This window comes from Erythrobacter sp. JK5, from assembly GCF_018205975.1.
Lineage (GTDB): Bacteria > Pseudomonadota > Alphaproteobacteria > Sphingomonadales > Sphingomonadaceae > Erythrobacter.
In genome coordinates this window covers 14,108-40,943 of sequence record NZ_CP073577.1, presented here as the reverse complement: position 1 = coordinate 40,943, position 26,836 = coordinate 14,108, and the positions used below count along the sequence as shown (strand labels likewise).

Below are 26,836 nucleotides of genomic sequence, written 5' to 3'. Positions count from 1 at the left end.
TCATTCTCCTTCCGGCATGGCCTTCTGCGCGGGTGCCATGCGCGAGACCCGCGCGACGATCTTGATCTCGACCAGCCCGTCCGCCGAATACAGCCGGTCGACGTCGATCGCGGTCCAGGCCGGGAACGGCGCCTCGATCACCTTGTTCTTCGCTGCCGCGAAGGCGGGCATCGAGGCTTCGATATCGACGTGGAAGGTGGTGAGATCGAGCACATCGTCCCAGCCCGATCCGGCGCGGGTCAGAACCGTGCCGATATAGCCGAAGGCACGATCGTAGGCCTCCTCCTCGGTCATGCCTTCGCCCGGCGGCCCGGCGATCACGCCCGACAGGTAGATCGTGTCGCCGTGGATCACCGCTTCGGAAAAGCCGAACTGTTCGAGAAACGCCCGCGCCTGTTCGTCCTCGGGCATGATGGTCTGCTTCGCGACGTGCGCTGTGCCGGAATGGTGGTCGGCCAGCGCGGGGCCGGCCGCAAGCGCACAGGCGGCAGCTATCGTCATGGTAGTCTTCATCATTTCCCTCTCCCGTTGTGACCGGTCGCTATTCTTTGGGCAGGTAGAGCTCCTGTCCCTTCTCCTTGTAGACCCGGCTCATCTCTTCCATCCCCGCCTCGGCATCCTCGACCGGTGCGGTCGCCGCGAGGAAGCTGTCAGGGTCCGAATTCTGCTTCGCCGCAAACTCGCGCACCTCCTGGCTGATCTTCATCGAGCAGAATTTCGGTCCGCACATCGAGCAGAAGTGCGCGGTCTTGGCGCCCTCTGCCGGCAGCGTCTGGTCGTGATATTGCTCGGCGGTATCGGGGTCGAGGCTGAGGTTGAACTGGTCGCGCCAGCGGAACTCGAAGCGCGCCTTTGACAGCGCGTCGTCGCGCACCTGCGCGGCGGGGTGGCCCTTGGCGAGGTCGGCGGCGTGGGCGGCGAGTTTGTAGGTCACCACGCCGACCTTCACATCGTCGCGGTCGGGCAGGCCGAGGTGCTCCTTGGGCGTGACGTAGCAGAGCATCGCGGTGCCATACCAACCGATCTGCGCCGCGCCGATGCCGCTGGTGATGTGGTCGTAGCCGGGCGCGATATCGGTGACGAGCGGCCCGAGCGTGTAGAACGGCGCCTCGCCGCACGCTTCGAGCTGCTTCTCCATGTTCTCCTTGATCTTGTGCATGGGCACGTGGCCCGGCCCTTCGATCATGACCTGCACGTCCTGCGCCCACGCCTTCTTGGTCAGCTCGCCCAGCGTGTAGAGCTCGGCGAATTGCGCTTCGTCGTTGGCGTCGGCGATGGAGCCGGGGCGCAGTCCGTCGCCGAGCGAATAGGCGATGTCGTAGGCCTTCATGATCTCGGTGATCTCGTCGAAGTGCTCGTAAAGGAAGCTCTCCTTGTGATGCGCGAGGCACCATTTCGCCATGATCGATCCGCCGCGACTGACGATGCCGGTGACGCGCTTGGCGGCGAGCGGGACATAGGGGAGGCGGACCCCGGCGTGGATGGTGAAATAGTCGACGCCCTGTTCGGCCTGCTCGATCAGGGTGTCGCGGAAGATCTCCCACGTCAGCTCCTCGGCGATACCGCCGACTTTCTCGAGCGCCTGGTAGATCGGCACGGTGCCCACCGGTACGGCGGAGTTGCGGATGATCCATTCGCGGGTGTCGTGGATGTTGCGCCCCGTGGACAGGTCCATGATCGTGTCCGCGCCCCAGCGGGTCGCCCAGACCATCTTATCGACTTCCTGCGCGACGTCCGATGCGACGGCGGAGTTGCCGATATTGGCGTTGATCTTGACGAGGAAGTTGCGCCCGATCGCCATCGGCTCGCTTTCGGGGTGGTTGATGTTGGAAGGGATGATCGCGCGGCCGCGCGCGACTTCGCTGCGGACGAACTCCGGAGTAATCACATCGGGGATTTCCGCGCCCCAGCTTTCGCCATCGCGCACCAGATCGGCGGCCACTTCGCGGCCAAGGTTCTCGCGCTCGGCGACATATTCCATCTCCGGCGTGATGATGCCCTTGCGGGCGTAGTGCATCTGCGAGACGTTCATGCCCGCCTTGGCGCGCAAGGGGCGTTTGACCACATTGGGGAATTGCGGGACGCCGCCGGAGCGGTCCGGGCCGAGCTGGCCGTTATCCTCGGGCTTTACCTCGCGGCCATCGTAGCGCTCGACATCGCCGCGCCCCTCGATCCACTTGCTGCGCAGGCCGGGTAGGCCGGCATTGATGTCGATCGCCGCATCGGGGTCGGTGTAGGGACCGGAGGTGTCGTAGACCCGCACCGGGGCCTCGCCGCCCTCGAGGTCGATCTCGCGCATCGCCACGCGCACGCCGGAGCCGGTGCGCGCGCCGACATGGATCTTGCGGCTGCCTCGGATCGGTCCGGTGGTAACGCCGATCTCTACGGGGGAATTGATGTCGGCCATGAAAGCTCTCCTACAGGCGGAGTGCGGGCCACGATTCCAAGACCGCCCACTCCCTCCGCCGATGCTAATCGGTTCAGGTTCGACGGGTCGGGCAGCGCTACCTGCCCCTCTCAGCCAAAGGTAAAGCTGGCTCCCCGGGGATGGCTGAGACCCTAGCCTGTCGGCGCGCCGGAATCCAGCGCGACCGACCGGGGGGCAATCAATAGTTCGCAACGCCCTGGGCAATCGGGGCGTGTCGCACCAGCCGGGCGGCGGGCACAGTCGGGTGATTGGCGGCGAGGTAAAGCCGCTGCACCTCGGTCCCGATGCCGAATGCGTCATCTTCTTCGGCCAGGCCGCGCTGGTAGCGTGCATAATTGCTATCCTGCCATGCGGTCCCGATAGCGTTGCCGGTCGGGCGAAGTTTGGCCGCGAGGTTGACCTTGCGGAATGCCTTGTTGCGCCCATAGACCGAATCATACCAAGCCTCGGCCTCCTGCAACGCGAGCCCTAACAGCGGCCCGGAGCCGATCGCAGCTGTGCCGACCATGTGATTGCGGATGAACAGCGGCTCGCAGATGTCGCGGGCCGAAGTCCGCAATCCCTTTTGGGCGCGGCGCCGCGCCACCAGCCACGCCATCCGGAACCATTGCTCGCAATGGCGCGATTCGTGCGCGATCGTATCGCCGAGCTCGGCGACCTTGCCTCCGATATCCGCCGCGCGGCGTCCCGGCGGGCTGGCGGCCAGGGCGCGGTCGATCTTCAGCTCCCAGCGCTGAAAATCGAACTGCCCGGTGGTATTGCCTGCGATATTGGTAATGTTGAGCGTGGGAGGCGGAACCCCGGCCATTCTCAGCCGCGCGATCGCGACGTTCGCGATGTTGCGGATGCGACCGCCTTGCGTCAGGTAATCCCAGTTGGCTTCGGTGTTCTCCATTGCGTCGACGATGAAATCGACGTGCACGCGGTTGCGTAACCCAGTCGGCATATGAATTGCTCCATGTGCCAGCCCCGCCTGCAATAATGACACATACCGCGAGACATTCAACCGCCTTCGGGCAGCTATCGGGTAGCCGGGATCGCTGCGGTCTGTCCTTCTCCGGAAAAATATTCCCATCCGCTGGCCTCGAGCCACTCAGGCTCGCGCACCGGAACGTGCATGCCGACCGCCGCTTCGGCATTCAGCGTAGTGCCGATCAGCGCCTGCGGGTCGTCTGCGCTCAGAAACCAGAACGGCACGATCGCAAGGCCGGTCCGCGTGCGCGAGAGGAAATCGGCATGCGGAGCAAGGAACGCGCTGCCCGGATCGGCGTCGCCGAAATGCATCACACGATGCACGGCCCTTGTCCCGAAGGCGGCAGTCACGCGGTAGGTGATGTTGTGCACGTCCCTGTGGCGGTCAGGGTAACCGGCATGGGGAGATCGAAACGCCTCGATCCGCGCCCCGGCAATTTCGAATGTTTCGGCCCGCGCCCCGTTCTCGAGCGAGATCGCCTCGATCCGCACCGCAAAGGTCGGATCCCAGCCCTCGCCCCTGCGCATCTCCTCGATGGCCTGAGCAGGAGCCACGAGACGCAGGCCGGGTTGCGCGGCTAGCATCCGGTTGAGGTGGGTGGCCGAAAAATGATCGCCATGCGCGTGGCTGACGAACACCGCGGCAACGTTATCGTAGGGCGGCGCGCCCGTGACGATCCGCTCGATCAGCGCATTGTCGAGCGGTTCGAGCGAGCCGAAATGATCGTCGTAAAGCGGATCGAACAGAAATTTGGCCGGGGCCTCCGTCTTGCCGAGATGCACCGCGACACCGGCATTGAGGATCGAGGTCGCTACGCCAGTCTCATGCGTCGTGCTGGTAGACGCACCGGCGGACTCGACGGCGTCGTCACAGGCAGCGACGAGCAGACAGCAAGCCAGGAGGATCGATATCAACGGATAGTGCATCGTCCGTGATCCTCCGCCAATCCGCCTTGCAAAGCAACGGTGGTGCTCGCTCGCAGGATCAAACGCGGTCACCGCCTTGGTCGATCCATCGCCCCGGGAGTCACTGCGGATCGCCCGGTTCGCCCGAGGCCCCGCTCGCGATTGACGGAAGGCGGGAAAGGGCAGAAACTCTGCGGATTGCGCCGGTATCAACAGCGCAAGCATTGCTGGGCCGCGGACTCGATCAACACGGGATCGCCCGGCCACCTTTACCTTTTTCGAGGCAGCCGGGCCTGGAGGGTAAAGCCATGAAAATCATCAATCTATCGGTTCGTGCGCTCACGCTTGCTGGAGCCGCCGGGATCGGCCTCGCCATGCTGGCAGGATTGCCGCAACCGGCCCGCGCCGACGATTGCCTGCTCGATACCAACAACGACGGCAATGCCGATACCAATGTCGATACCGATCTGAATGCGGATTCAGGTGGTGACGACGGCAGGCTTGCATGCGGTGCCAACTCCTTGGCGACCGGAACCAACTCGTCCGCGATCGGCAATTTTGCCGAAGCAACCGGCAGTGCCTCGCTCGCGGTCGGAGCGTTTTCCGATGCGGTGGCCCCAGGGACGGTCGCGATTGGAAATTCTGCTGTCGCCACTGCGGCAGGGGCAACCGCAGTCGGTCGGAGCACTACCGCGCAAGGAAGCGGTTCTATTGCCGTGGGATTGCTGGCGTTTGCGAGCGGGGCGGACTCCATCGCCATCGGCAGCGATGGGACCGATGGCGACACCTTCGGCGCTCAGGCAACCGCGCCCAGTTCAGTCGCAATCGGTGCCGATAGCGTCGCTTCGGGTTCCCCCAGCACGGCGGTAGGAGCCGGCGCCCGTTCGACTGGCCAGGAAAGTGCGGCGTTCGGCTACATTTCGCTGGCAAGCGGGAGCTTCTCGACCAGTGTCGGGGTCTTCTCTCAGGCTACGATGCAAGGAAGTAGCGCACTGGGCCATAATGCCCAGGCGACCGGATTGTTTGCCACGGCATTGGGAGTTGGAGCATCGGCTACCATGAGCGATGCAACCAGCGTCGGACGAAATGCTGCTGCCGGAGGTGTGAGTTCCATCGCGGTCGGATCAGGAACCAACGCAACCGGGATCAACGGAATTGCCATTGGCGGGGACGCGGGCGATGCCGATGCGCTTGGCGCGCAGGCGACCGGTAATTTTTCCATCGCCATCGGACCCGATGCGGTGGCGGACTTCACCGACTCGATTGCGCTGGGATCGACCGCCAATGTCGGCGCGATCCAGGCCATCGCCATCGGGCGCTTCACCAATGCCAACGGACAGGCATCGATAGCCTTCGGCGAAAGCGCGACTGCCGGCGGTCAGGATTCGCTGGGCATCGGCACGCTGGCCAACGCCGGCGGTCTTCAATCGGTCGCGATCGGCAGGTCCAGCCTTGCCAGCTCCTCCAATGCGACGGCCGTAGGAGCGGGCGCGTCTGCCAATGCTGTGGGCTCGACCGCGTTGGGCGCCTTGAGCGCTGCAAGCAACGGCGGAACTGCGCTGGGGTTCATGAGCAGCGCACAAGGCTCCAGCGGCACTGCACTGGGAGCCGTAGCGCAAGCCGGTGGCTCGCTCGCTGTTGCGGTCGGTCGCGGCGCAATCGGCAGCGGCGACAATGCAACGGCACTCGGACCATTTGCGTCGGCTACGAATCCAGGCGCGATTGCCATCGGCGGGGACGGTCTGGACGGCGATACCCTCGGAGCGCAGGCTACGGGTCAGCAGACCACGGCGCTGGGCGCGGATGCGGTGGCGCAAGGACTCAACACCTCGGCGCTCGGCGCGGGAACCAGCGCGACCGGGGTGCAATCGACCGCCGTGGGTGCGGGTGCAGGCGCGAGCGGAGTCGGCGCGCTGGCGTTCGGCGCGTTCTCGCAGGCGCGCGGCAACTTCTCGACCTCGCTGGGATACGCCAGCTTCGCGCCAGCGCTGCAATCGACCGCGATCGGCAGCGCTTCGCAGGCGACGGGCGAGAACGCCACCGCCATCGGGCGGGCAGCACTCGCCCGCGCCAATCAGGCAACCGCGATCGGCAACGGCGCGACGGCGGACTTCACCGCCTCGACCGCCGTCGGCACCGGAGCGACCACCACCGCCGCCAACCAGGTGACGCTGGGCGGAACCGGAAGCGCGGTACGGATCGGCGATATCGCCGCCTCCACCTCCGCGCAGCAGGGGCCGGTGCAGGCGGTGACGGTCGACGGCACCGGCATACTCGGCCGCCAGAGCGTCGCTACCGCCGCCTCGGTCGACAATATCCGGGTCTCGATGAACGCGCTCTCGGCGGTAACCGACGCGCAGTTCAACGCGCTGTCCGGGCGGGTGAGCTTGACCGAGGGGCGCCTCGATCTGCTCGAAGGAGAGGTCGAGCTGCTCGGCGACGAGATCGCCAGCTCGACCGCAGTGGCGGTAGCGATGGGCGGCACGACTTTCCTGCCGAACACCAGTTTCAGCCTCAGCGCCAATGTCGGCACCTATGACGGCGCGCATGCCGGGGCGTTCACGATCGGCGCGCTGGTGAGCGAGAATGTCGCGGTCAATGCCGGGGTGGCAACCGGCTTCAACAAGGACGGCAAGACCGCGGGACGGGTCGGGATCACGCTGGGGTTCTGATCTGCGCAAGGGGCGGGCGGCCAGAATTGCGGCCGCCCCGCGCCATGCAAGCCATCGATGGTTGGCGCGGCGGCAAAGCGGACCTATGCTCTGCCACGTTCTCAACCGCTTGCGAGTGTCGATGTGACGTTGGATATCCGCACCATCGGGCCGCTCGCCGCGCTGCATGACGGGGCCGAGCTGCCGCTCCCCGCCTCGCGCAAGACCCGCGCGTTGATGGCATATCTCGCACTTTCGAGCGGCACCCATGCACGCCAGGCGCTGTGCGACCTGCTGTGGGATACGCCCGACGATCCGCGCGCCGCGCTGCGCTGGTCGCTCAGCAAGTTGCGCCCGGTGCTCAATGCCGGCGGGGTCGAACGGCTCCGCTCGGATCGCCAGAACGTCTGGCTCGACCGCGCCGATCTCGAACTCGATATCGACCGCGCGCTGAGCGCCGACCGCCCGTCGTCTGAAGCAGCCGAATCCCTGTGGCAGATCGGTAACGGAACGCTGCTCGAGGATTGCGAAATGCCCAACCAGCAGGGTTTCACTGCCTGGCTTGATCGGCGCCGGGCCGAGTTGCAACAGGCTCGATCGCGACTGGCAGCGCATTACGCCCAGCTGGAAGCGCTGCAGGGAGACGAGCGCGATCGCTGGGCGCAGCGCTGGCTGGAAGGGTCTCCGTTCGACGCTGGCGCGGCGCGCTGCGCGGTCGAAACGCGGCATGCGCTGGCAGGCAAGGACGCGGCACACGAACTCGCCGCAATGCTTGAGCGGCGCTTCGGCGAGGCCGAGCTCGAACCGCCGAGGTTTTTCGGACCAGCCGCGCCCGGCGCTGCCATCGGCCACGCGCCGATCCCCGAACAGTCGATCCGCTTCGTCGATACCTGCGACCGCGTCTCGATCGCCTGGGCAAGCGTCGGCGCGCAGGACAGCCCGCCGCTGGTCAAGGCGGCGAACTGGCTCAACCATCTCGAGCTCGATTGGGAAGCGCCGATCTGGAGCCCCCTGTTCCGCGAGCTCTCGGGGTCTTTCCGCCTGGTGCGCTATGACGAACGCGGCTGCGGCCTGTCGGACTGGGACGCAGCCGAAATCACCTTCGAAAGTTTCGTCAACGACCTCGAGAAAGTCGTCGACGCCGCCGGGCTCGACCGGTTTCCGCTGCTCGGCATCAGCCAGGGCGCGGCGGTATCGATCGAATACGCGGCACGTTATCCGGAACGCGTTTCACACCTGATCCTGTTCGGCGCCTACGATTGCGGCTGGCGGCATGTGGCGACGCCCGACGAAGTGCGCGAGCGCGAGGCGGTGATGGTGCTGACAGAAACCGGCTGGGGCAGCGACAACCCCGCCTATCGCCATATGTTCAGCCAGACTTTCATGCCCGATGCGACGGCTGAGGAGCTGACCTGGTTCGACGAGTTCCAGCGGCTCACGACCTCGGCGCAGAACGCCGTGCGGTTTCTCGAAGCGTTCTCGACCATCGACGTGCGTCATCGGCTCGCCGAGGTCCAGTGCCCCACGCTTGTGCTTCACAGTCGCGGCGACCAGCGCATTCCGCTTGCGACCGGACGCTCGCTCGCAGGGCGCATCCCCAACGCGCGATTCGCCAGCCTCGAAAGCGCCAATCACCTGCTGCTGGGCCGCGAGCCCGCTTCGGACGAATTCATCCGGTTGGTGCGCGAATTCCTGACGAAATAGAGCGAGAGTGCAGGAAATGGCGCAATTTCAACGCTGAATTGCGCGATTCCAACGCTGGCTCCAACGCTGGCTCCAACGCTGGACGCGTATCGATGATCGCGCAGGGATGGTGTCTTGCCGGTAGGGTAGGGCCTGTTTGCACAAGGCAATCAGGCCCGCCTTACTGACCAGCCCCCCCAATCCGGCCCGGCTCCATCCCTGCAAAGATCAACCTCTTCGCCGACAGGGACACCATCCATGAAGAAACTCATTCTGCTTTCGGGCGCAGCGACCTGCGCCCTGTTCGCCCTCCAGCCCGCACCCGCCGCCGCCGAGGATTGCTTTCTCGACAACAACGACAACAGCAACGGCGACAGCACCGCCGGTGCAGAAAGCTTTGGTCGCAACGATGCGCTGGCGTGCGGGCCGCAAGCGCGGGCTTTGGCCAACCGAAGCACGGCGGTTGGCTCGGAAGCTAAGGCAGAGGGATCCAACACCTCTGCGCTCGGCGCGAACTCCGTAGCGACAGGAGGTAATGCAACGGCAGTCGGTTCATTCGCAGAGGCGCCCGGCCTGGAAGCAACCGCAATCGGAAGTTTCGCGATTGCCAGCACCGAAGCCACTGCCCTCGGTTTTGGCGCAGAGGCGTCGGGCAATCGTTCCATTGCAATCGGGACCGATAGCGCTGACGCCGGCGAGACTGCGGCTCTCGCTTCCGCTTTTGACGCTATCGCCATCGGGACCGATGCCTTGGCATCGGGCCAGGCGGCTATCGCTTTGGGGCAATCTGCCAAAGCCACGTTCGATAACTCCCTTGCCGTAGGCAGGTTTGCCGACGCAGTCGAAGAGGCCGCGGTCGCTGTCGGTCCGTTTGCAAGTGCCAGCGGCATCGCAAGCGCTGCGTTCGGGTTTAGCTCGAACGCGGGGGGCACACGCTCGCTTGCTCTTGGCTCATTATCGAATGCGACCGGCACCAGTTCCGTCGCGATTGGCGCTGACGGGTCCGACGAAGACCCCCTCGGCGCGCAGGCATCCGGCGACCAAGCCGTGGCAATCGGCGCAGATACCTCGGCATCGGGCAGCGGCGGTGTCGCACTGGGGAATCGCGCGACCGCGAGTCGGACCCAAACGATCGCAATCGGAGTGAGCGCCGAAGCGACAGATCTCAGCGCTATCGCAATCGGTGCTGCATCGAATGCGTTGGGAAGACAGTCGGTTTCGATTGGTGGCTTAAGCCGGGCCAGTGAAAGCGAGGCAATCGCGATCGGTCAGTCCAGTCGCGCCATCGCTGACAATGCCATCGCGGTTGGATTAAACTCCGAAGTCAGCGGCGCAGATGCGATCGGTCTTGGTGTCACAGTTCAAGTATCCGGAGAGCGTGCAATCGGTATGGGCCGGTTTACCGTGGCAAGTGGAACCGCATCGATCGCCATCGGCGCAGACGGTCTGGATAATGATCGCTTGGGCGCGCAGGCGACCGGTGAGCAGACCACCGCTCTCGGTGCGGATGCTTTTGCAGAGGGTCTGAACACCACCGCGCTCGGTGCGGGTGCCAGCGCTGCGGGCGTGCAGTCCACCGCTGTTGGTGCGGGCGCAGGCGCGAGCGGTGTGGGTGCGCTGTCCTTCGGCGCATTCAGCCAAGCACGCGGCAACTTCTCGACCGCGCTCGGCTTTGCGAGCTTTGCCCCGGCACTACAGGCGACCGCGATCGGCAGCGCAGCGCAGGCAACCGGCGAAAACGCCACCGCGATCGGGCGGCAGGCACTGGCCCGCGCGGATCAGGCAACCGCGATCGGCAACGGTGCCACCGCCGACTTCTCGGCCTCGACCGCCGTCGGCACCGGGGCGACCACCACGGCGGCCAATCAGGTCACCCTCGGCGGCACCGGCAGTGCAGTGCGGATCGGCGATATCGAAGCCAGCACTGCGGCCCAGTCCGGACCGGTCGATGCGGTGACGGTGGATGCCAACGGCGTGCTCGGCCGTCAGCAAGTGGCAACAGCCGCGTCGGTCCAGAACGTCCGCACCTCGATCAACGCCCTTGCCGCCGTCAGCGACGCGCAGTTCGATGCGCTGGCGGGCCGGGTGACCACGCTCGAAGGCCAGATCGAGGGCGCGTTCGACCTCGCCAACACGATCGACCGCGACGCGCAGCGCGGCATCGCCTCGATCGCGGCGCAGGCCAATCCGCACTTCCCATCGGCGGCGGGCAAAACCAGCTACGCCAGCAACGTCGCGACCTATCGCGGCGAAGTCGGCTTCTCGCTCGGCCTGATGCACCGGCTCGAAGGCGACTTCGCGATCACCGCCGGGGTCAGCCACGCGGGCGGCAATTCGACCGCCGTGCGTGCCGGGATCGCGGGCGAGTTCTGAGCCAGCGCCCCGCGATACTCAGCCAGATGCGCGGCGAAATCCCGAATTACCGCACCCAACGCCGCCGGGCGGCAATGGGAGGTCGAAGCCCGATTTCGGGCTCATCAACAGGAGTTCAACCATGAACAAGCTTCTTCTCCTCACCGGCGCAGCGACCTGCGCCCTGTTCGCCTTCCAGCCCGCTCCGGCGGCTGCGACAGAATGCTCGAATGAGGGAGTGCCAACTTCCACGCCTCCCGACGACGGCGGAACCAGGGAAGAGAACACCGCTTGCGGCAACGCCGCCGATGCGTCGGGCACCAGTTCTGCAAACACGGCATTTGGTGCCGAAGCGGATGCCAGCGGCAATATCGATGCGAACACCGCGATCGGATTCCGCGCCAATGCCAGCAACGGTTTCGGTTCGACCGCGGTCGGTTCGCGATCGAACGCAACCGGTCGGGATGCAGCGGCGTTTGGAAGGAACAGCGTGGCAACTGGTCCAGATGCGACCGCTCTCGGCCCGTTTGCCGAGGCAACCGGGGTGACAGCCATCGCGATCGGCGGCGACAGCAACGATATCGGCGAAACCGGTGCCCAGGCAACCGGCGACTTGTCCATCGCCATCGGTGCGGACTCGCTCGCTTCGGGCATCTCATCCACCGCAATCGGCGATCGCGCCATTGCCAACAATGAGCGCACCATCGCACTGGGTACCGTCACCACCGCTTCCGGCATGGACGCGCTTGCCCTGGGCACACTTGCCGCTGCCACCGCGCGCCGCGCCATCAGCATCGGTGAAAGCTCGACAGCTAGCGGCGATGCAGCGATCGCGATCGGCGCAGACGGTGACGCATCGGATGTCGGCGCGCAGGCGACGGGCGACCGTTCGGTTGCACTGGGCGCGGATGCGACGGCAAGCTTCGCGGAAACCGTCGCCATCGGTGCGGGCGCGCAAGCGACCAATATCAATGCCGCCGCAGTCGGCCAGAATGCGCGGGCAAGGGGGAATGACTCGACCGCGCTGGGCTCCAATGCCTTGGCTCAAGGCAATGCTTCGGTGGCGATCGGTATCAGTGCATTTGCGCAGGACAGTTCGGGCGTTGCCATCGGCAATAGGAGCGACTCGCGTGGCAATGGAGCGATCTCGATCGGGGTTTTCTCTAACGCCAATAGGGATCGTGCGACGGCGGTCGGCGAAAATGCGGATGCGTTGGCGTTATCCGCTTCAGCCTTCGGCAATGACTCAAGGGCAAGCGGCACATCCTCAACTGCGCTGGGCCATGCCGCACAGGCCACTGCCCGCGACGCGACCGCGGTCGGTGCCGGCGCGCTCGCCAACGGCGACAAAACCACCGCATTGGGGCACAACAGCCTCGCCAGCGACCGGGCCACGATCGCCATCGGCTTCGATGCCCAGGCCACGCAGCAGGGCTCGATTGCCATCGGATCGGTCAACCCCGGAGTCATTCCCGAGGCTCAGCGAGGAGCGCGGGCAACCGGTGCACTCTCGGTCGCTCTCGGCAACCAGACCGTAGCTTCGGGTCCGGTTGGAACGGCGCTCGGCTTCGGGTCCAGCGCGCTCGCCAGATCGGCCATCGGGATCGGCAACAACGCGTTTGCTGAAGGCGAGGAATCGGTCGCGCTGGGGGCCTTTACGTTCGCTTTGGGAAAAGGTTCGATTGCGCTGGGCCAGGAAGCGAGCGCCGAGGCGACCTCATCGATCGCGATTGGCGGCGATGGGCTCGATAGCGACTTCCTGGGCGCGCGGGCCACGGGTCAGCAGACCACGGCGCTGGGTGCGGATGCGTTCGCCTCGGGTCTCAACACGAGCGCGCTGGGTGCGGGTTCGAATGCGAGCGGCGTGCAATCCACGGCTGTGGGCGCGGGGGCCGGTGCAAGCGGTGTGGGTGCATTGGCGTTTGGTGCATTCAGCCAGGCGCGCGGCAACCAGTCGACCGCGCTTGGCTTCGCGAGCTTTGCCCCGGCGCTGCAATCCACCGCAATCGGCAGCGCCTCGCAGGCGACCGGCGAAAACGCCACCGCCATCGGGCGGCAGGCGCTCGCCCGCGCGGATCAGGCAACCGCGATCGGCAACGGAGCCACTGCGGATTTCACCGCCTCCACGGCCGTCGGCACGGGTGCGACCACTACGGCGGCGAACCAGGTGACGCTTGGCGGGACCGGCAGTGCGGTGCGGATCGGCGATATCGAGGCTTCGACCCTCGCCCAGCAAGGGCCGGTCGATGTCGTCACCGTGGACCAGAACGGCACGCTCGGTCGCCAGCAGGTTGCAACCGCGGCCTCCGTGCAGAACGTGCGCACCTCGATCAACGCGCTCTCGGCAATCACCGACGCGCAGTTCAACCAGCTCTCCGGCCAGGTCATGTCGCTCGACAGCCGGGTCTCCGGTCTCGAATTCCGGCTCGAGGATGTCGACGCCCGTGCGCGCGGCGGGATTGCGGCGGCGGCAGCGCTTGGCAGCGCCATCGCCCTGCCCGACAAGGACTTCGTCGTCGCCGGCAACGTCGCGACCTATGGCGGCGAGCAGGGCTATGCGCTGACGCTGGTCGGCCGCGCGACCGAGAACTTCGCGCTGACCGCAGGCGTCGCGGGCAATACCGGCGAAGGCGACGTGATCGCGCAGGCCGGGTTCGCCTTCGGGTTCTAGGCCCCATCTATCCGATAGCGGTACGGGGTGTTGCGTATTCGCCACCCCGTACCGGCAACTTGTCGCAAATCTACAAAAATGTCGCTGTGATACAGGACAAATGCGCATCGCAGCGTTTTTGTGCCGAATCACAGGGGCGCGCAAATTGCATGTGACACACTGGGTCGCAGTCCCTTCGAGTTGAGTGAAAGGGACTGACGATGAAGACCAGATTGCTGCTTTCGACCGCCTTGAGCGTGGGTGTTGCCGTGAGTGTGCTGGCGACGCCGCAGGAAGCGCGCGCGGATGCCACGCCGGAGTGCAACGAGGGCACCGGCCCCGACATGACGCCGAACACCGCGGATGATGTTGGGCTGGAATGCGGTGTGGATGCGGATGTCGGGACTACCGGAGGCCTCGCGGTCGGAAACAGTTCAAGCACCAATAGCGGCGTAGCGATCGGCAATGGTGCCAGCTCGAATACCGGGATCTCGATCGGCAACGGCGTTGTGTCGACCGGTGATGCGGCAATCTCGCTGTTCGGCAATGCAAGTGGCGACGTCTCGATCGCAATCGGCACGGTTACCGAGGCTTCGGAACTGGGCGCAATTGCAATCGGCAACGGCGCGGATTCGACCAGCTTCTGGACCATAGCAATTGGCGGATCGGCGCAAGCCGAAGCTTCGAGCGCTGTCGCGCTCGGGTTTCTTTCAAGCTCTCGAGGCGCAGGCTCGCTCGCGCTGGGTTTTGGCACTTTTGCCGCAACCGAAGGCTCCATCGCCATCGGCGGCGGAGCCGGGAGCAGCGATGGCGCATCTTCCGGCAATACCGGTGCCATCGCAATCGGGCGGCTATCGCGCAGCGGCGGCGTCGGCGCTGTCGCGCTGGGTCAGCAGTCGACGGCCGAAGGCCTGCAGAACATCGCAATTGGACAAGGCGCAAACACGGGCGTCAATCTTGAGATACCGAACTTTGCGATTGCAATCGGCGGTTCGGCATCGGCGGTTGGCGAAGGCGCTCTCACAATTGGCGCCCAATCCACGGCGACAAACCGGTTTGCCACCGCAGCGGGCTTCGGTGCCGATGGAACGGGAGATTTCGCGACGGCGCTTGGTAGTTTCGCCGAGGCCACAGACGAAGCCGCAACCGCCGTCGGCGTCGGTGCGGACGCAACCGCAAACGGGTCGACCGCCGTCGGCGAGAGCGCGCAGGCAACGGCCGCAGGTGCGGTCGCTCTGGGCGGCGATGGTCCGGACGACGACACCGCAGGCCTGTTTGGCGCGACGGCCAGTGCGCTCAATGCAGTAGCCTTGGGTGCCGATGCCTCCGCTTCAGCCGAGAACTCGATAGCCCTTGGCGCGGCATCGGTCGCGGATCAAGCCAACACCGTCTCGGTCGGGAACGCAGGCAGCAAGCGTCGGATCGTGAACGTCGCGGATGGCACAAGTTCATCCGACGCGGTTACCCTCGGCCAGTTGAACACCGCGATCACCAACGTGACAGCCGGCGGCACGCCCTTCCTCGTCGTGAACAGCGCCGCTGGACCGGCCGCCGCTTCGGGAACGAACGCGGTCGCGCTCGGGGCCAACGCGAACGCGACGGCTGACAACTCCGTGGCCTTGGGCTCGGGATCGAATGCGGATCGGGCGAATGCGGTCTCCGTCGGGAGCACGGGTGTCGGCGGGCAAAGGCAGATCATCAACGTGGCGGCAGGCACCCAGGACACCGACGCCGTGAACCTGGCACAGCTCAACAGTGCGATCGCGGGAGTATCCGGTGGGGGAGGTGGGAGCACCTATCTCGACGTGAATTCCACCGGCACCGCTGCAAACGCGAGCGGCAACGACGCCATCGCCATCGGCGGGAATTCCAGCGCTGTCGGCGCAGGCAGCGTCGCCACCGGCAACCTCGCCAGCGCCCTCAACGACCGCAGCATCGCGATCGGCGAAAACGCTTCCTCGAGCGCCAACGGCGCTACCGCACTGGGCGACCGCGCGAGCGCGAGCGGCGGATCATCGGTCGCGATCGGCACGCTCGCCAACGCCGATGGCAGCGTGAACATTTCGATCGGCGAATCGTCGAGCGCGACAAACGGTTTTGCCGGAATCGCGATCGGGCCGAGCGCGAACACGCAAGCCACCGAGGCAATTGCAATCGGCTTCGGCGCCGGTGCGTTCGCGGAGGATTCGGTCGCGCTCGGTTCGGAGTCGGTCGCGACAGAGGTGAATACGGTCTCGGTCGGGAATGACGTCATCAAGCGGCGGATCGTCAACGTAGCGCAGGCCGTGAATGGCACCGACGCGGTCAATCTCGACCAGCTTACCTCCGCCATCGCAGGCGTTTCCGGCGGCGGAGGCGGCAGCGCCTTCCTCGCCGTGAGCACGACCGGCGCTGCTGCGAGCGCGACCGGGAACAATGCGGTGGCCCTTGGCGGCGATAGCGTTGCGTCGAACGGTTTCACAACAGCCATCGGTGACCGAGCCAGTGCTGGCGGACTAAACGGTACGGCGGTTGGAGGAGACGCGGTTGCGAGTGGTGAAACAAGCACTGCATTGGGAGTAGGCGCACAGGCCACCGCCCTCTTTTCTACCGCGACCGGGGCTGTCGCTGAAGCGATTGGGGCCTTTGGAACTGCCAATGGCGTCGGTGCGCGGGCCACGGCGGAAATGTCCAGCGCAGTTGGCTATCGCGCTCAGGCAACCGGAGTGGGTTCGCTTGCTCTGGGCGGTGACGGGAACGACGCTGATCCCAGCGGGAGGCTCGGCGCCCAGGCGCTCGGCACGCAGACCACTTCGGTCGGGGCCGATGCGTTCTCTTCGGGCCTGAACACCACGGCGCTCGGCGCGGGTACGACCGCAACCGGTGTGCAGTCGACTGCCGTCGGTGCAGGTTCGCGCGCGAATGGCGTCGGCGCGCTCGCCTTCGGGGCGTTCTCGGATGCCCGCGGCTCGTTCTCGACCTCGCTCGGCTACCAGAGCTTCGCCCCGGCGGACCGCGCCACCGCGATCGGCAACACCGCGCAGGCCACCAACGAAAGGGCGACGGCGATCGGCTTCGGCACGCGGGCGCAAGGGGCGGATTCGGCGGCTGTCGGGTCGGGTGCAATCGCGGCGCAATCGGGCTCGACCGCGATCGGCAAGGGTGCGACCACCACCGCCGCCAATCAGGTTACGCTGGGCGGCAGCGGCAGCGCGGTGCGGATCGGCGACATCGCCGCCTCCACCGCCGCGCAGTCCGGCCCGGTCCAGGCGGTGACGGTCGACGGCAACGGCATTCTCGGCCGCCAGAGCGTCGCCACCGCCGCCTCGGTCGACAATGTCCGGATCTCGATGAACGCGCTCTCGGCGATCACCGACGCGCAGTTCACCGCGCTCTCGGGCCGGGTGACCACGCTCGAAGGGCAGGTCGGGACGCTGTTCGACCTCACCGACACGATCGACCGCGATGCCCAGCGCGGGATCGCCTCGATCGCGGCGCAGGCCAACCCGCACTTCCCCAGCGAAGCCGGACGCACCAGCTACGCCAGCAACGTCGCGACCTACCGCGGCGAAGTCGGGGTGTCGCTCGGCCTGATGCACCGCTTCGAAGGCGATTTCGCGATCACCGCCGGCGTTACCTATGCCGGCGGCAATTCCACCAGCGTGCGCGCCGGGGTAGCCGGGGAGTTCTGAAATCCCGGCAGCCGGGGGTGCGCATCCCCCGGCTGCATGGATCAGTTGCGGTAGTAGATGATTGCCTTGTTCTCGGGATATTCGAAATTCGCGACGATATCGGTGTCCCCGTCGCGGTCGAAATCGACCAGCTTCAGTTCGACCACCGAGCTGGTCGCCTGCGCCACCGCTTCGACCTGCCAGTTGTTCGCCGCCCGCATCAGGAAGATGCCGCCGCGCCGGGGGGCGGTGGCACTGGTCGACAGCGAGCCGACGCTGAACACGATGTCCGTCAGGCCGTCGCGATCCATGTCGCTGAGCGCGATATCGGCGATGTACAGCGGATTTTCCTCGATGGTGAAGGACGCGATCGTCTGGAAGGTCCAGCTGCGCGCTGTCTCGTCGAACCGAAGATAACGGATGCCCTGAAAGATCGGCTGGACGATTTCCGGGACGCCATCGTTCTGCTCGTCGATCGCGGCACCGAAATGGCCGTTGATCGAACCGATCGCGATCCGGTCCCGCTCCCACGTGCCGGCCGGGGTCTGAAAATAGGTCGATGCGAGGCCCGTGCGCGCGTCGCTGACATAGACATCGGGATGGCCGTTGCCGTCGAAATCCGCAACGTGCAGGTTACGGGGGTCGAGCAGGTCGTCGGACGGACCGATCGTGCGCTTGAGCCAGCGTTCGGAGCTCTGGGGGCCGGGATTCTTGAGCCAGCCCAGCCCGCCTACCGCGTTCGCAGGCCCACCGCTGTTGATGCGCAGCGAGATCACGACGTCCTCCAGCCCGTCGCCGTCCATGTCGTGTATCGCCAGATTGATCGGCCCCGGCGAAAAGGTGTGAAGATAGCGCCTTTCCCAGCGCGCAGCGGGATCGGTCGCTCCGGGGTTGAGGTACGCGATGAACGCCTCGTTGGAATTGCCTGCGCCGACGATGTCGAGAAACCCGTCGCCATTGATATCGAGCGCCTTGTGCCGTTCGAACAGATACAGCCCGGTCTGGATCAGGCCGGGCCACGTGTCGCGATCGGTGATCTGCTCAAGCCCGCCGGCCGCCGAGTAGTTGAACCCTACAGCTCCGCGAGGATCGGGCGAGAGCCCGGTCCATGAATTGAACAGGCTGACATCCCATTCGCCATCGCAATCGTAATCGGCGGTTTCTATCCCGTAGAGATAGGTAAACCCCGAGGCGATCTCGACCGGTGTGAAAGGCAGCACGGTCGGCGGGACCGTGCGCAGATCGGCCCGAACGAGCGGGATTGCGGCCGAATCGATCGTGCCGACCGGCGGCAATTCGGGTTGCGGCGTCGAACAGGTGAACGCTTCTGCGGTCGATTGGACTTGCACCGCCCGCTGATTGCCGATCGCCGCAGCGAAGCGCTCGACTTCGCCGGAGGATAGCTGCGGCTCGTCGCTGCCGCAGCTCGCCAGCAGTAATCCGCATGCGGTCAATCCGCCGGTAAACGGTTTCCGAAAATCGAGAGCCACTTTGCGCCGCCAGAATCGTAAATGCGAGACAGGCAATGTTTCAGGCCGCCGGGGATTTTGCAATCGTGCTTCGCCCGGAGTGCGGCTTCCGATAGGGTTGCGCAAGGTGGACAGAGGGTGAAACTTGCGAGGGTACGAAAATGCTCCAATCCAACAGCCGCCAGATGGCGCTCCTTCTCGCCGCGTGCTCCGGCGCGCTCCTGGCGAGTCCTGCCACGGCCGATGACTGCCTGCTCGACACGAACGACAACGGGGTCGCCGACGACACGCTCGACACCGATGGCGGGGCAGCGAGCGACGGGATCGACGAACGACTCGCCTGCGGAGTCGGGGCCGATGCCACCGGGCCATCCTCCACCGCGATCGGGTTTGCCGCCAATGCGAGCGGGGCGAATGGCGGGAACACCGCGCTCGGCAGCAACGCCAATGCTTCGGGCACGTTCGGTCTCAACACCGCGATCGGCGCCAGCGCGCAGGTAACCGGCGACACCGAAGGCGGGGTTGCGCTGGGCTTCAACGCGCGCGTGACAGCGGCCAACTATGCGGTGGCGATCGGCAGCACCTCGCTCGCCACGGCTTCGTCCGCGCTCGCGGTAGGACGCGCCACCCTGGCATCGGCGGACGGCGCGATCGCGGTGGGCGGCGATTCCTCGAACGATGCGGACACGCTGGGAGCGCAGGCGCTGGGTGCGGGATCGATCGCCTTCGGCGCCGACTCTCTCGCTTCGCAAGACGGCGCGATTGCGCTGGGAATGGCGGCGAGTTCGACCGGTCTTGGCGGTCTCGCGCTCGGTCGCTCCGCCACTGTCGCTGCGGACCATGCGATCGCGATCGGTCCGAATGCGTCTGCGACCGACGTCTCGGCCGCGGCGCTGGGCGATCAGGCCGCTGCGTCGAACGTGCAGGCGACCGCTCTGGGCTTCCAGGCCAATGCGGCCGGGATCCAGGCGACCGCGACCGGTGCCGGAGCAGGTGCCACCGAGACCGGCGCGCTTGCCGTCGGCGGCTTCGCCCAGTCGCGCGGCCTGTTTGCGACGGCGATCGGCTACACCGCCTTCGCACCGGAAGTGCGCGCGACCGCGATCGGGTTCTCGACCGAAGCGACCGGGATCGAATCCACCGCCATCGGGTTCGATGCGACAGCGCGCGCAGACCGCGCGGTGGCGATCGGCGCGGGTGCGGGTGCGGACGGGACCAATTCGGTCGCGATCGGCAACGGTGCCAGCGTCACCCAGATCGGAGCAAGCTTTGCCAATTCGACCGCGATCGGTGCGGGCGCGACGGTAACGCAGAACGGCTCGACCGCGATCGGCGCGAATGCGACGACGACGGCGGACAACCAGGTCACACTGGGCGGCGCGGGCAGCGCGGTGCGGATCGGCGATATCGCCGCCTCGACCGCCGCGCAGCAGGGGCCGGTCGAGGCAGTGACGGTGGACGGCAACGGTGTGCTCGGGCGGCAAACGGTGGCTACGGCAGCGTCGGTCGACAACATCCGGGTATCGATGAATGCGCTCGCGCAGGTGACCGACGCGCAGTTCGGGGCGCTCGAAAACAATGTCCTCGCGCTCGACGGGCGCCTGACCGGGCTGGAGTTCCAGCTCGACGATCTCGACGAACGCACCCGCGGCGGGATCGCGGCGGCGATGGCGATGGGCGGTCCGGCGATTGCTCCGGGCAAGCAGATCTCGCTGTCGGTGTCGGTCGCGAACTATCGCGGCGAACAGGCGATCGCAGGCAACCTGACCGGAGAGATCGCGCCCGATGTGTACCTGTCGGCGGGTTTCAGCGGCAATACGGCCGATGGCGACATCGGTAGCCGCGCCACTGTACTGTTCGGGTTCTAGGCCTGATTGGGAGCCGCGCGGGGCTTCAGGGCTCGCGCTGCTCCGACAGGCAGACCCGATCGCCGCGGCGCGCCACGTTGAACCCGCGCGTTTCGACCTCGCGGCTCTCTGTACTCGACGGATCGCGGATCGGGTTGGTGTGGTTCATGTGGATGAAGTGGACCTTGGCCCGCTCGCTGGCTGGCAGGTCCTGCAAGCGGTCCATCGTCGCCTTGACGCGCGGATGCGGGATCTCGGACATGTCGCGCCCCGGCAGCTCGTTGTCGTCCCAAAAGGTCGCGTCGATAAAGGCATAATCGAAAGCGGCCAGAAAATCCGCAAGCGACTGGTTGGTCGCTTCCTCCAGCCCTTCCCAGTGATCGATGTCGGGCAGATAGAGCGCTCGCTTGTCGGGCGTCATGATGAGGAACCCGACCGTCTCGGAATATTCATCGCGATGCGGGACCACGATCGGCAGCACGCCGAAATCGTCGCTGATGACCGTGAAGCTTTCCGCGTCCATCTCGGTGAGGGCGATATTGCCCAGTTCGACGAGCTGGTTCCACGGGCCGTTGCTGCGCAGGAATTGAGCCATGCGCGGCATTGCGAACACCGGCGCGCCCTGCGTGTTCGCCGCTTCGCGCCCGAGCCATGCAAGGCCGAGATAGTGCCCGAAATGCGCGTGGGTCAGGAATATGCCGTCGATGCCAAGGCCCCTGGCAGGCGGCTCCAGCCGATCGAGCAGCGCCAGCTGTTCCGTAATCGCCGGTGTGGCGTCGAACAGGAACCGCTGCCCGTTCTCGCGGTCGATCACACCAAGCGAAGACGGCATCAGACGCGGACCATCGTCATCCGCGTTGCCGATCTGCGGCGCGCCCGCATCCTGGCCTGCACCCAGCACAACCAGCTCGCGCTGGCAGGGCTCCTGTCCGGCGGCGGGCGTCGCCATCACGGCGGCCGCCGCAATCATGACTCGGATCATTCGATGACCCGTCCTCGCACCATGACGAAATCGACATTCTCGAGGACGGTCACATCGTCGAGCGGATTGCCACCGACCGCGATGATGTCCGCCGAATAGCCGACCGCGATTTTGCCGATCTCGTTCTCCATGCCGATGATCTGCGCCGCAATGTTGGTCGCTGCGGCCAGCGCCTCGCGGTTGGACATTCCGCCTTTCACCATCAGCGCGAACTCGCCCGCATTCTCGCCATGCGGGAACACGCCTGCATCGGTGCCGAACGCGATCTTGACGCCATAGCGCCGTGCGCGCTGGACGATCGTATCGGCGACCTCGCTCACCGCACGGATCTTGTCGTCCACGACAGGGGTGTAATAGCCGGTTCCGACATTCTTCCTGATCCCTTCGAACGCCATCAGCGTGGGGACCAAAGTGGTGCCGCTGGCCTTCATCGCGGTTGCAGCGGCCTCGTCGATATAGGTGCCGTGCTCGATCGTGTGGACGCCTGCCTTGGCCGCCGCTTCGATCCCGCGCGCGCCGTGCGCGTGAGCGGCAACCTTCAGGCCGAGCAGTCTGGCGGTCTCGACGATCGCCTTCATTTCCTCGGCGGTGAAGTGCTCCTCCAGCCCCTGCCCTGCTGCGAGAGAACGCCGCCGGTGGCGGTGATCTTGATCAGGTCGGCGCCGTATTTGGACGCCTTGCGCACCATCTCCGCGCATTCGACTGCGCCGGTGCAGGTGTAGTCCGATCCGATCGCGTCGTTCACATGCTCGATAAATCCGTTGGTGTCGCCATGCCCGCCGACGATGGCGATGGTGCGCGCGCTGGTGACGATGCGCGGACCGGGCACGATCCCTTCGGCGGTCGCGCGGCGCAGCATCTGGGTGACCTGATCGGTCCGCGAACCGAGGTCCCGCACCGTGGTGAAGCCCGCGAGCGCGGTGATCCGCGCGTTCTTGGCCGCGATCAGCGTGTAATATTCCGGCGGCGTGGTCGCGGCGCGCCAGAACTCGCCCGAGGGATCGCCCGACAGGTGCGTGTGCAGGTCGATCAGGCCGGGCAGCACGGTCCTGTCGGACAGGTCAATGACCCGGTGTCCGGCGGCGGCGAGCGCCGATTCGGTGGCTGTCCGGCGGTCGCCATCGGTGATGATCTCTGCGATCCTGCCGTCTTCCACCACGATCGTGGCCGGGCCGGTCGGCGCGCTGTTGGCGTCGAGGATAACGCTTCCAGCCTCGATCACGATGGTTTCAGCCGCTGCGGGCATTGCCAATCCCGCTGCCAGTGCTGCTGCGGCACCGGCCAGTTTCGTCAGGAACTTCATCAGGTCACTCTCCCTTCGCCGTCCTGATGACGCGCCCAGGCGGGCAGCACAAGCACCAAACCCGTCAGCAAGGGTGTATCGCCCCGGTTTGCCTTATGCGTCATGACCGTTATGGAGATGCGCAACATTCAACCACTCAGGGACAACATTCTCATGACCGGGTCGCACGCCAAGTCTATCGCCATCACTGCCACGCTGCTCGCATCGGTCTCGCTCGCCGCGACCGCGCAGGCACGCCCGATGACGCCCGAAGATGTCGCCAAGCTGGAGAGCGTCGGCACCATGGCGGTATCCCCCGATGGCACGCGGATCGCCTACACGACCTCGAGCCTGCCCGACGTGACCGAGGGCGAAGACAATGGCGGATTCAAGTCCGAACTCAAGATCGCCACCGCGCCCGACGTGTCGCGCGCCTTCCTGCCCGACGACGTGAGCCCGGGCGGCGTCGCCTTCTCGCCCGACGGGCGGATGGTCACCTTCCTGTGGGCCAAGGAAGACGAAAAGCGCGCGGTGTGGGGCGTACCGGTGGACGGCGGCACCTACGCGAAGCTCGCCGCGATCGACGAAGCGAACGTCAATTCGTACCGTTTCAGCCCCGACGGCCGGACGCTTTACCTGCTGGCCGATGCCGCCGAGGACAAGCAGCGCACCAAGCAATCAAAGGCCGGGTTCAACGCGAAGGTCTACGAGGAAGAATTCAAGCCTGCGCGCATGTTTGCGGTCACCGTTCCGGCGACGGGCGGGGACGTGGACGAGAACCCGCGCGAGATCGCCTTGCCCGGTTTCGTCAGCGCCTTCGATGTGGCGCGCGACGGCTCGTTCGCGATCGTCGAGACCGCACCGACCCCGTTGGTCGACGACAGTTACACCAAGAAGCGGGTCAACATTATCGACCTGGCCACCGGCACCGTTCGCGCGGAAGTCGCGACGCCGGGCAAGATCGACGATGTCGAGATATCGCCCGGCGGCGACGTTCTATCGTTGATCGCCGGTGTGGACATGAACGATCCGGCCGCAACGACGCTGCATTTCGCGAGCACCACGGACGGGTCTTTCTATCCGCTCAATGCCGGTGCCACCGAGGCGGTGGTCGATACCGAGTGGCTGGGCGACGGGCGGTTGGCCGCCGTGGTCCATGTCGGTGCGCAATCGCTGCTGCGAATCTACAATCCCGATGGCTCGGTGCATCAGGAGATCGATCCGGGCGAGCTGATCCTGACCCGCGTGGAATCGACCACCGGCGCCAGCGAAACGATCGCAGTTGCAGCCGACTCGGCGACCCACCCGACCGAACTGTTCGTTCTCAAGGGCAAGCGCTTCGAACGCTGGACCAGCCACAACCCCTGGCTCAGCGACATCGATTTCGGCGAACAGCGCACCTACACCTACACCGCAACCGACGGGCAGCAGGTCGAAGGCGTGCTGATCCTGCCTGTGGGCGGCGTGCCCGAAGGCGGGGCACCGACGATCATGAACGTCCATGGCGGTCCCGAAGCGCACGAGAGCAACGGCTGGCAGACCGCCTATTCCAAGCCGGGGCAGGTCGCCGCCGGACAGGGCTATGCCGTGTTCCTGCCCAATTATCGCGGGTCGACCGGGTACGGCGTGGCCTTCGCCAAGCAGCATCAGGGCCGCTACACCGACCCCGAATTCCGCGACATCGTCGATGCGAAGAAGGCGCTGGTCGCCGAAGGCATCGCCGATCCCGATCGCACCGGCATCACCGGCGGGTCCTATGGCGGCTACGCCAGCGCCTGGGGCGCGACCTACTACTCGAGCGAATATGCCGCGAGCGTGATGTTCGTCGGCATTTCCAACCAGGTCAGCAAGTTCGGCACCGGGGACATCCCGTACGAAATGTACAACGTCCACAGCCGCGCATGGCCGTGGGACAACTGGACCAAGATGCTCGAAGTCTCGCCGGTCTATCACGTCGACAAGGCCAACACGCCAACCCTGATCATGCATGGCGAGGACGACACACGCGTCGATCCGGGCCAGAGCCTGGAGCTTTACCGTTCGCTCAAGGTACGCAAGCCCGATGTGCCGGTGCGGATGGTGTTCTATCCGGGCGAAGGCCACGGCAACCGGCTCGCAGCCAGCCGCTACGACTACAATCTGCGGATGATGCGCTGGTTGGATACCTATCTGAAGACCGGCGATCGCCGCGCCGAGATGCCCGATCCGCGCCCGCAGCTGGCCGACGGGGCCAAAGGCGCCAGGCCCGGCGACGTGGACGACGACATCGAAGATTAAGGGCTGTCGTGGTGCGCGCGCCGAACGGGGGCAGGATCAGAACGTGTAGGCGATTCCGATCCCGCCGATGAACTGATCGGCGCTGCCGCGGATCGCGGTATACGGCGTGTCTTTCGCATCGCCCATCAGCCGTGAATAGCCGGCGATAGCGTAGATGTTCCAGCCACCGTTCAGCAGGTTGCCGTCGAGGTCGACCGTGCCGATCGCCGTCAGCCCGGCACTGTTGAGCCCGCCATCCGCTTCGAACAGCGGGAGACCGCTTGCTGCGCTCTGATCGGGCGAAACCGAATAATAATAGTCGGCAAAATTGTCGTCGACGATTTGTGCGCTGAGCGCCAGCTGCAGCGCCGAGCCCCGGTTCAGCGGTGTGAAATACGACACGCTCGGCTCGATCACCATGCCCTCATGCGCGCCGAGCACGTCCCAGCGCACCGAGGTCGATAGCGAAAGACTGTCGAAGCTGTGCAGCATCGCGGGGAAACTCACTCCGCCGTTGACCCCGACTTCCAGCGCGGTGTCGAGCCGACCGGCGGCGCGCACCACGTCGTCCTTGATCCGGTTGTCGCGATCGTTGCGAAACCGGAACGACGGTCCGAACGAGACGCTGGTGCCCCGCGGCCCCTGGCCCGGTGGCTGCGACAGCAGATCGAGATTGAGACCCGGACCGTTGGGAGAAATGCCGACCCCGCCGACGCGCCCGACAATCAGCGGCAGCGGGAAGAACACCGTGTCGTCCGACCCCGAATAACTCGGGACAAGCCCGGCACCGATACCCAGCGTCACCCAGGTATCGTCGATCACCGAATCCGACATGTCGATCCCGGGAGGCGGACCTGGCGGCGGTTCGGTGTCGTCCTGCGCGGCCGCCGGGATGCCGACAAAGACCGCGAGCGACGCAGCGATGCGAGTGAAATGTTTCATGAGCCTCCTTGAAGATTCCTGTCCCTCAGGTCAATCCGCGGACCAGAGGACAGTTCCCCTTCAACTGTGGCCGGCCGCCTGCCATTCGGCGATGGAATCCAGCGGAAACAGCAACATGATGACGTTGAGCGTGAGGTTGTCGCGGACGACCATCGCCACCACGATTTCCATCAAAATCGCCAACGCGATCGTTACCTTGCCGGGCAATCGCAGCGCGAGAAAGAATCCGAGGCTCATCCACCCGAGATCGGCGAAGGAATTGAGCACGCTGTCACCCGAATAGCCCCAGTTGACCGTCACCGCACGATAACGGTCGATCACGAAGGGTGTGTTCTCCGCGATCTCCCATGCGGCCTCCAGCGCCACGGCCAGCGTGATTCCCCATCTTGTTGCCGATCCGCCGCCGATCCCGCGCTTGCAGAACAGCAGCCAGCCAAGCGCGTAGAAGATCATCCCGTGGATGATATGGCTGGGCGTATACCAGTCCGAGATGTGCTGGCTGTTGCCCGACGAGTTGATATCGCCATGCCACAGCTTCACGTCGCCGCAGGTGCAGATCGGCGGGCGGTCCATCGCCAGCAGGATCAGCACCGTCGCCAGCGCGATGCCGAACGATACGAGGATCGAAACGCGGTCTGGCATCAGTCTGCCCATGCGCAAACGGAATGAATCACAGCCGCCTGACGCGCAAGCGTGCGATCCGACGATGCTGGGGATAGACGCGTGCCATTGCCCCCTCGCCCGCGCTGGCTTAGGGCCCTTCACC

Annotated in this window: 17 protein-coding genes and 1 riboswitch; of the genes, 7 read left to right on the top strand and 10 right to left on the bottom strand. The window is 65.7% G+C overall.

All coding sequences use genetic code 11. The features are described from left to right. The 4 genes from KDC96_RS00150 to KDC96_RS00135 all read right to left on the bottom strand — a co-directional run bounded on the left by KDC96_RS00150 (nucleotide 1) and on the right by KDC96_RS00135 (nucleotide 4,327). The gene (locus tag KDC96_RS00150; RefSeq protein WP_212449653.1) at nucleotides 1-516 is read right to left on the bottom strand and encodes a RidA family protein; all 516 of its coding nucleotides are present in this window, start codon (nucleotides 514-516) and stop codon (nucleotides 1-3) included. 25 nt (nucleotides 517-541) lie between these two features. After that, nucleotides 542-2,407, bottom strand: coding sequence for a phosphomethylpyrimidine synthase ThiC (thiC, locus tag KDC96_RS00145; protein WP_212449651.1), 1,866 nt, complete (start codon nucleotides 2,405-2,407; stop codon nucleotides 542-544). A 33-nt stretch (nucleotides 2,408-2,440) separates the two neighbouring features. Continuing rightward, nucleotides 2,441-2,554: riboswitch (TPP riboswitch) on the bottom strand. 52 nt (nucleotides 2,555-2,606) lie between these two features. Beyond that, nucleotides 2,607-3,374, bottom strand: coding sequence for a hypothetical protein (locus KDC96_RS00140; RefSeq protein WP_212449649.1), 768 nt, complete (start codon nucleotides 3,372-3,374; stop codon nucleotides 2,607-2,609). A 74-nt stretch (nucleotides 3,375-3,448) separates the two neighbouring features. Continuing rightward, the gene (locus tag KDC96_RS00135) at nucleotides 3,449-4,327 is read right to left on the bottom strand and encodes an MBL fold metallo-hydrolase (RefSeq protein WP_212449646.1); all 879 of its coding nucleotides are present in this window, start codon (nucleotides 4,325-4,327) and stop codon (nucleotides 3,449-3,451) included. Between the two features lie 287 nt (nucleotides 4,328-4,614). Between KDC96_RS00135 and KDC96_RS00130 the strand changes: the two genes are divergently transcribed. From KDC96_RS00130 to KDC96_RS00110, 5 genes are all read left to right on the top strand, one after another. Further along, the gene (locus KDC96_RS00130; protein ID WP_212449644.1) at nucleotides 4,615-6,978 is read left to right on the top strand and encodes a YadA-like family protein; all 2,364 of its coding nucleotides are present in this window, start codon (nucleotides 4,615-4,617) and stop codon (nucleotides 6,976-6,978) included. Between the two features lie 129 nt (nucleotides 6,979-7,107). Continuing rightward, entirely contained in the window at nucleotides 7,108-8,661 is a 1,554-nt protein-coding gene (locus KDC96_RS00125; protein ID WP_212449643.1) for an alpha/beta hydrolase, read from the top strand. Between the two features lie 237 nt (nucleotides 8,662-8,898). Then, nucleotides 8,899-11,013, top strand: a complete 2,115-nt coding sequence (locus tag KDC96_RS16650; protein ID WP_212449641.1) for a YadA-like family protein — start codon at nucleotides 8,899-8,901, stop codon at nucleotides 11,011-11,013. 121 nt (nucleotides 11,014-11,134) lie between these two features. Next, nucleotides 11,135-13,663 (top strand): YadA-like family protein, encoded by a 2,529-nt coding sequence (locus KDC96_RS00115; protein ID WP_212449639.1) that lies wholly within the window; start codon nucleotides 11,135-11,137, stop codon nucleotides 13,661-13,663. Between the two features lie 200 nt (nucleotides 13,664-13,863). After that, the gene (locus KDC96_RS00110; protein ID WP_212449637.1) at nucleotides 13,864-17,313 is read left to right on the top strand and encodes a YadA-like family protein; all 3,450 of its coding nucleotides are present in this window, start codon (nucleotides 13,864-13,866) and stop codon (nucleotides 17,311-17,313) included. Between the two features lie 41 nt (nucleotides 17,314-17,354). Here the strand turns inward: KDC96_RS00110 and KDC96_RS00105 are convergent, their stop codons facing one another. Continuing rightward, entirely contained in the window at nucleotides 17,355-18,782 is a 1,428-nt protein-coding gene (locus KDC96_RS00105) for a VCBS repeat-containing protein (protein ID WP_212449635.1), read from the bottom strand. 164 nt (nucleotides 18,783-18,946) lie between these two features. On the opposite strand from KDC96_RS00105, the gene KDC96_RS00100 reads away from it, so the two are divergent. Continuing rightward, a complete protein-coding gene (locus KDC96_RS00100; protein ID WP_212449633.1) occupies nucleotides 18,947-20,629 on the top strand; it encodes a hypothetical protein in 1,683 nt (560 codons plus the stop codon). 25 nt (nucleotides 20,630-20,654) lie between these two features. On the opposite strand, the gene KDC96_RS00095 is transcribed toward KDC96_RS00100, so the two are convergent. From KDC96_RS00095 to KDC96_RS16640, 3 genes are read right to left on the bottom strand one after another with little or no spacing between them, the layout of a single operon-like run. Next, nucleotides 20,655-21,590: an MBL fold metallo-hydrolase gene (locus KDC96_RS00095; RefSeq protein WP_212449631.1), complete on the bottom strand. Its 936-nt coding sequence runs from the start codon at nucleotides 21,588-21,590 to the stop codon at nucleotides 20,655-20,657. Next, on the bottom strand, nucleotides 21,587-22,168 hold the full coding sequence (locus tag KDC96_RS16645) for an amidohydrolase family protein (protein ID WP_371815508.1): 582 nt from the start codon (nucleotides 22,166-22,168) through the stop codon (nucleotides 21,587-21,589). Before KDC96_RS16645 ends, KDC96_RS00095 begins: the two co-directional genes overlap by 4 nt. Next, nucleotides 22,165-22,893 carry an amidohydrolase family protein gene (locus KDC96_RS16640; RefSeq protein WP_371815507.1) on the bottom strand — a complete coding sequence of 243 codons (729 nt, stop codon included), beginning with the start codon at nucleotides 22,891-22,893 and terminating at the stop codon, nucleotides 22,165-22,167. The genes KDC96_RS16645 and KDC96_RS16640 overlap by 4 nt, the downstream gene beginning before the upstream one ends. Before the next feature lie 153 nt (nucleotides 22,894-23,046). On the opposite strand from KDC96_RS16640, the gene KDC96_RS00085 reads away from it, so the two are divergent. Beyond that, complete coding sequence (locus KDC96_RS00085) at nucleotides 23,047-25,149, top strand: S9 family peptidase (protein WP_212449629.1); 2,103 nt, start codon at nucleotides 23,047-23,049, stop codon at nucleotides 25,147-25,149. A gap of 36 nt (nucleotides 25,150-25,185) precedes the next feature. On the opposite strand, the gene KDC96_RS00080 is transcribed toward KDC96_RS00085, so the two are convergent. Together KDC96_RS00080 and KDC96_RS00075 are read right to left on the bottom strand one after the other, a co-directional pair. Next, entirely contained in the window at nucleotides 25,186-26,070 is an 885-nt protein-coding gene (locus KDC96_RS00080; RefSeq protein WP_212449627.1) for a MipA/OmpV family protein, read from the bottom strand. 60 nt (nucleotides 26,071-26,130) lie between these two features. Beyond that, nucleotides 26,131-26,712 (bottom strand): DUF2585 family protein, encoded by a 582-nt coding sequence (locus tag KDC96_RS00075; protein ID WP_212449625.1) that lies wholly within the window; start codon nucleotides 26,710-26,712, stop codon nucleotides 26,131-26,133. Nucleotides 26,713-26,836 lie beyond the last annotated feature (124 nt).

Bases quoted from the DNA above. Each gene is read 5' to 3' on its own strand.
- KDC96_RS00135 (WP_212449646.1), bottom strand. From the start codon at position 4,327: ATGCACTATCCGTTGATATCGATCCTCCTGGCTTGCTGTCTGCTCGTC.
- KDC96_RS00085 (WP_212449629.1), top strand. From the start codon at position 23,047: ATGACCGGGTCGCACGCCAAGTCTATCGCCATCACTGCCACGCTGCTC.
- KDC96_RS16640 (WP_371815507.1), bottom strand. From the start codon at position 22,893: ATGAAGTTCCTGACGAAACTGGCCGGTGCCGCAGCAGCACTGGCAGCG.
- KDC96_RS00075 (WP_212449625.1), bottom strand. From the start codon at position 26,712: ATGCCAGACCGCGTTTCGATCCTCGTATCGTTCGGCATCGCGCTGGCG.
- KDC96_RS00080 (WP_212449627.1), bottom strand. From the start codon at position 26,070: ATGAAACATTTCACTCGCATCGCTGCGTCGCTCGCGGTCTTTGTCGGC.
- KDC96_RS00150 (WP_212449653.1), bottom strand. From the start codon at position 516: ATGATGAAGACTACCATGACGATAGCTGCCGCCTGTGCGCTTGCGGCC.
- KDC96_RS00130 (WP_212449644.1), top strand. From the start codon at position 4,615: ATGAAAATCATCAATCTATCGGTTCGTGCGCTCACGCTTGCTGGAGCC.
- thiC (WP_212449651.1), bottom strand. From the start codon at position 2,407: ATGGCCGACATCAATTCCCCCGTAGAGATCGGCGTTACCACCGGACCG.
- KDC96_RS16645 (WP_371815508.1), bottom strand. From the start codon at position 22,168: ATGAAGGCGATCGTCGAGACCGCCAGACTGCTCGGCCTGAAGGTTGCC.
- KDC96_RS16650 (WP_212449641.1), top strand. From the start codon at position 8,899: ATGAAGAAACTCATTCTGCTTTCGGGCGCAGCGACCTGCGCCCTGTTC.
- KDC96_RS00140 (WP_212449649.1), bottom strand. From the start codon at position 3,374: ATGCCGACTGGGTTACGCAACCGCGTGCACGTCGATTTCATCGTCGAC.
- KDC96_RS00100 (WP_212449633.1), top strand. From the start codon at position 18,947: ATGGCGCTCCTTCTCGCCGCGTGCTCCGGCGCGCTCCTGGCGAGTCCT.
- KDC96_RS00115 (WP_212449639.1), top strand. From the start codon at position 11,135: ATGAACAAGCTTCTTCTCCTCACCGGCGCAGCGACCTGCGCCCTGTTC.
- KDC96_RS00095 (WP_212449631.1), bottom strand. From the start codon at position 21,590: ATGATCCGAGTCATGATTGCGGCGGCCGCCGTGATGGCGACGCCCGCC.
- KDC96_RS00110 (WP_212449637.1), top strand. From the start codon at position 13,864: ATGAAGACCAGATTGCTGCTTTCGACCGCCTTGAGCGTGGGTGTTGCC.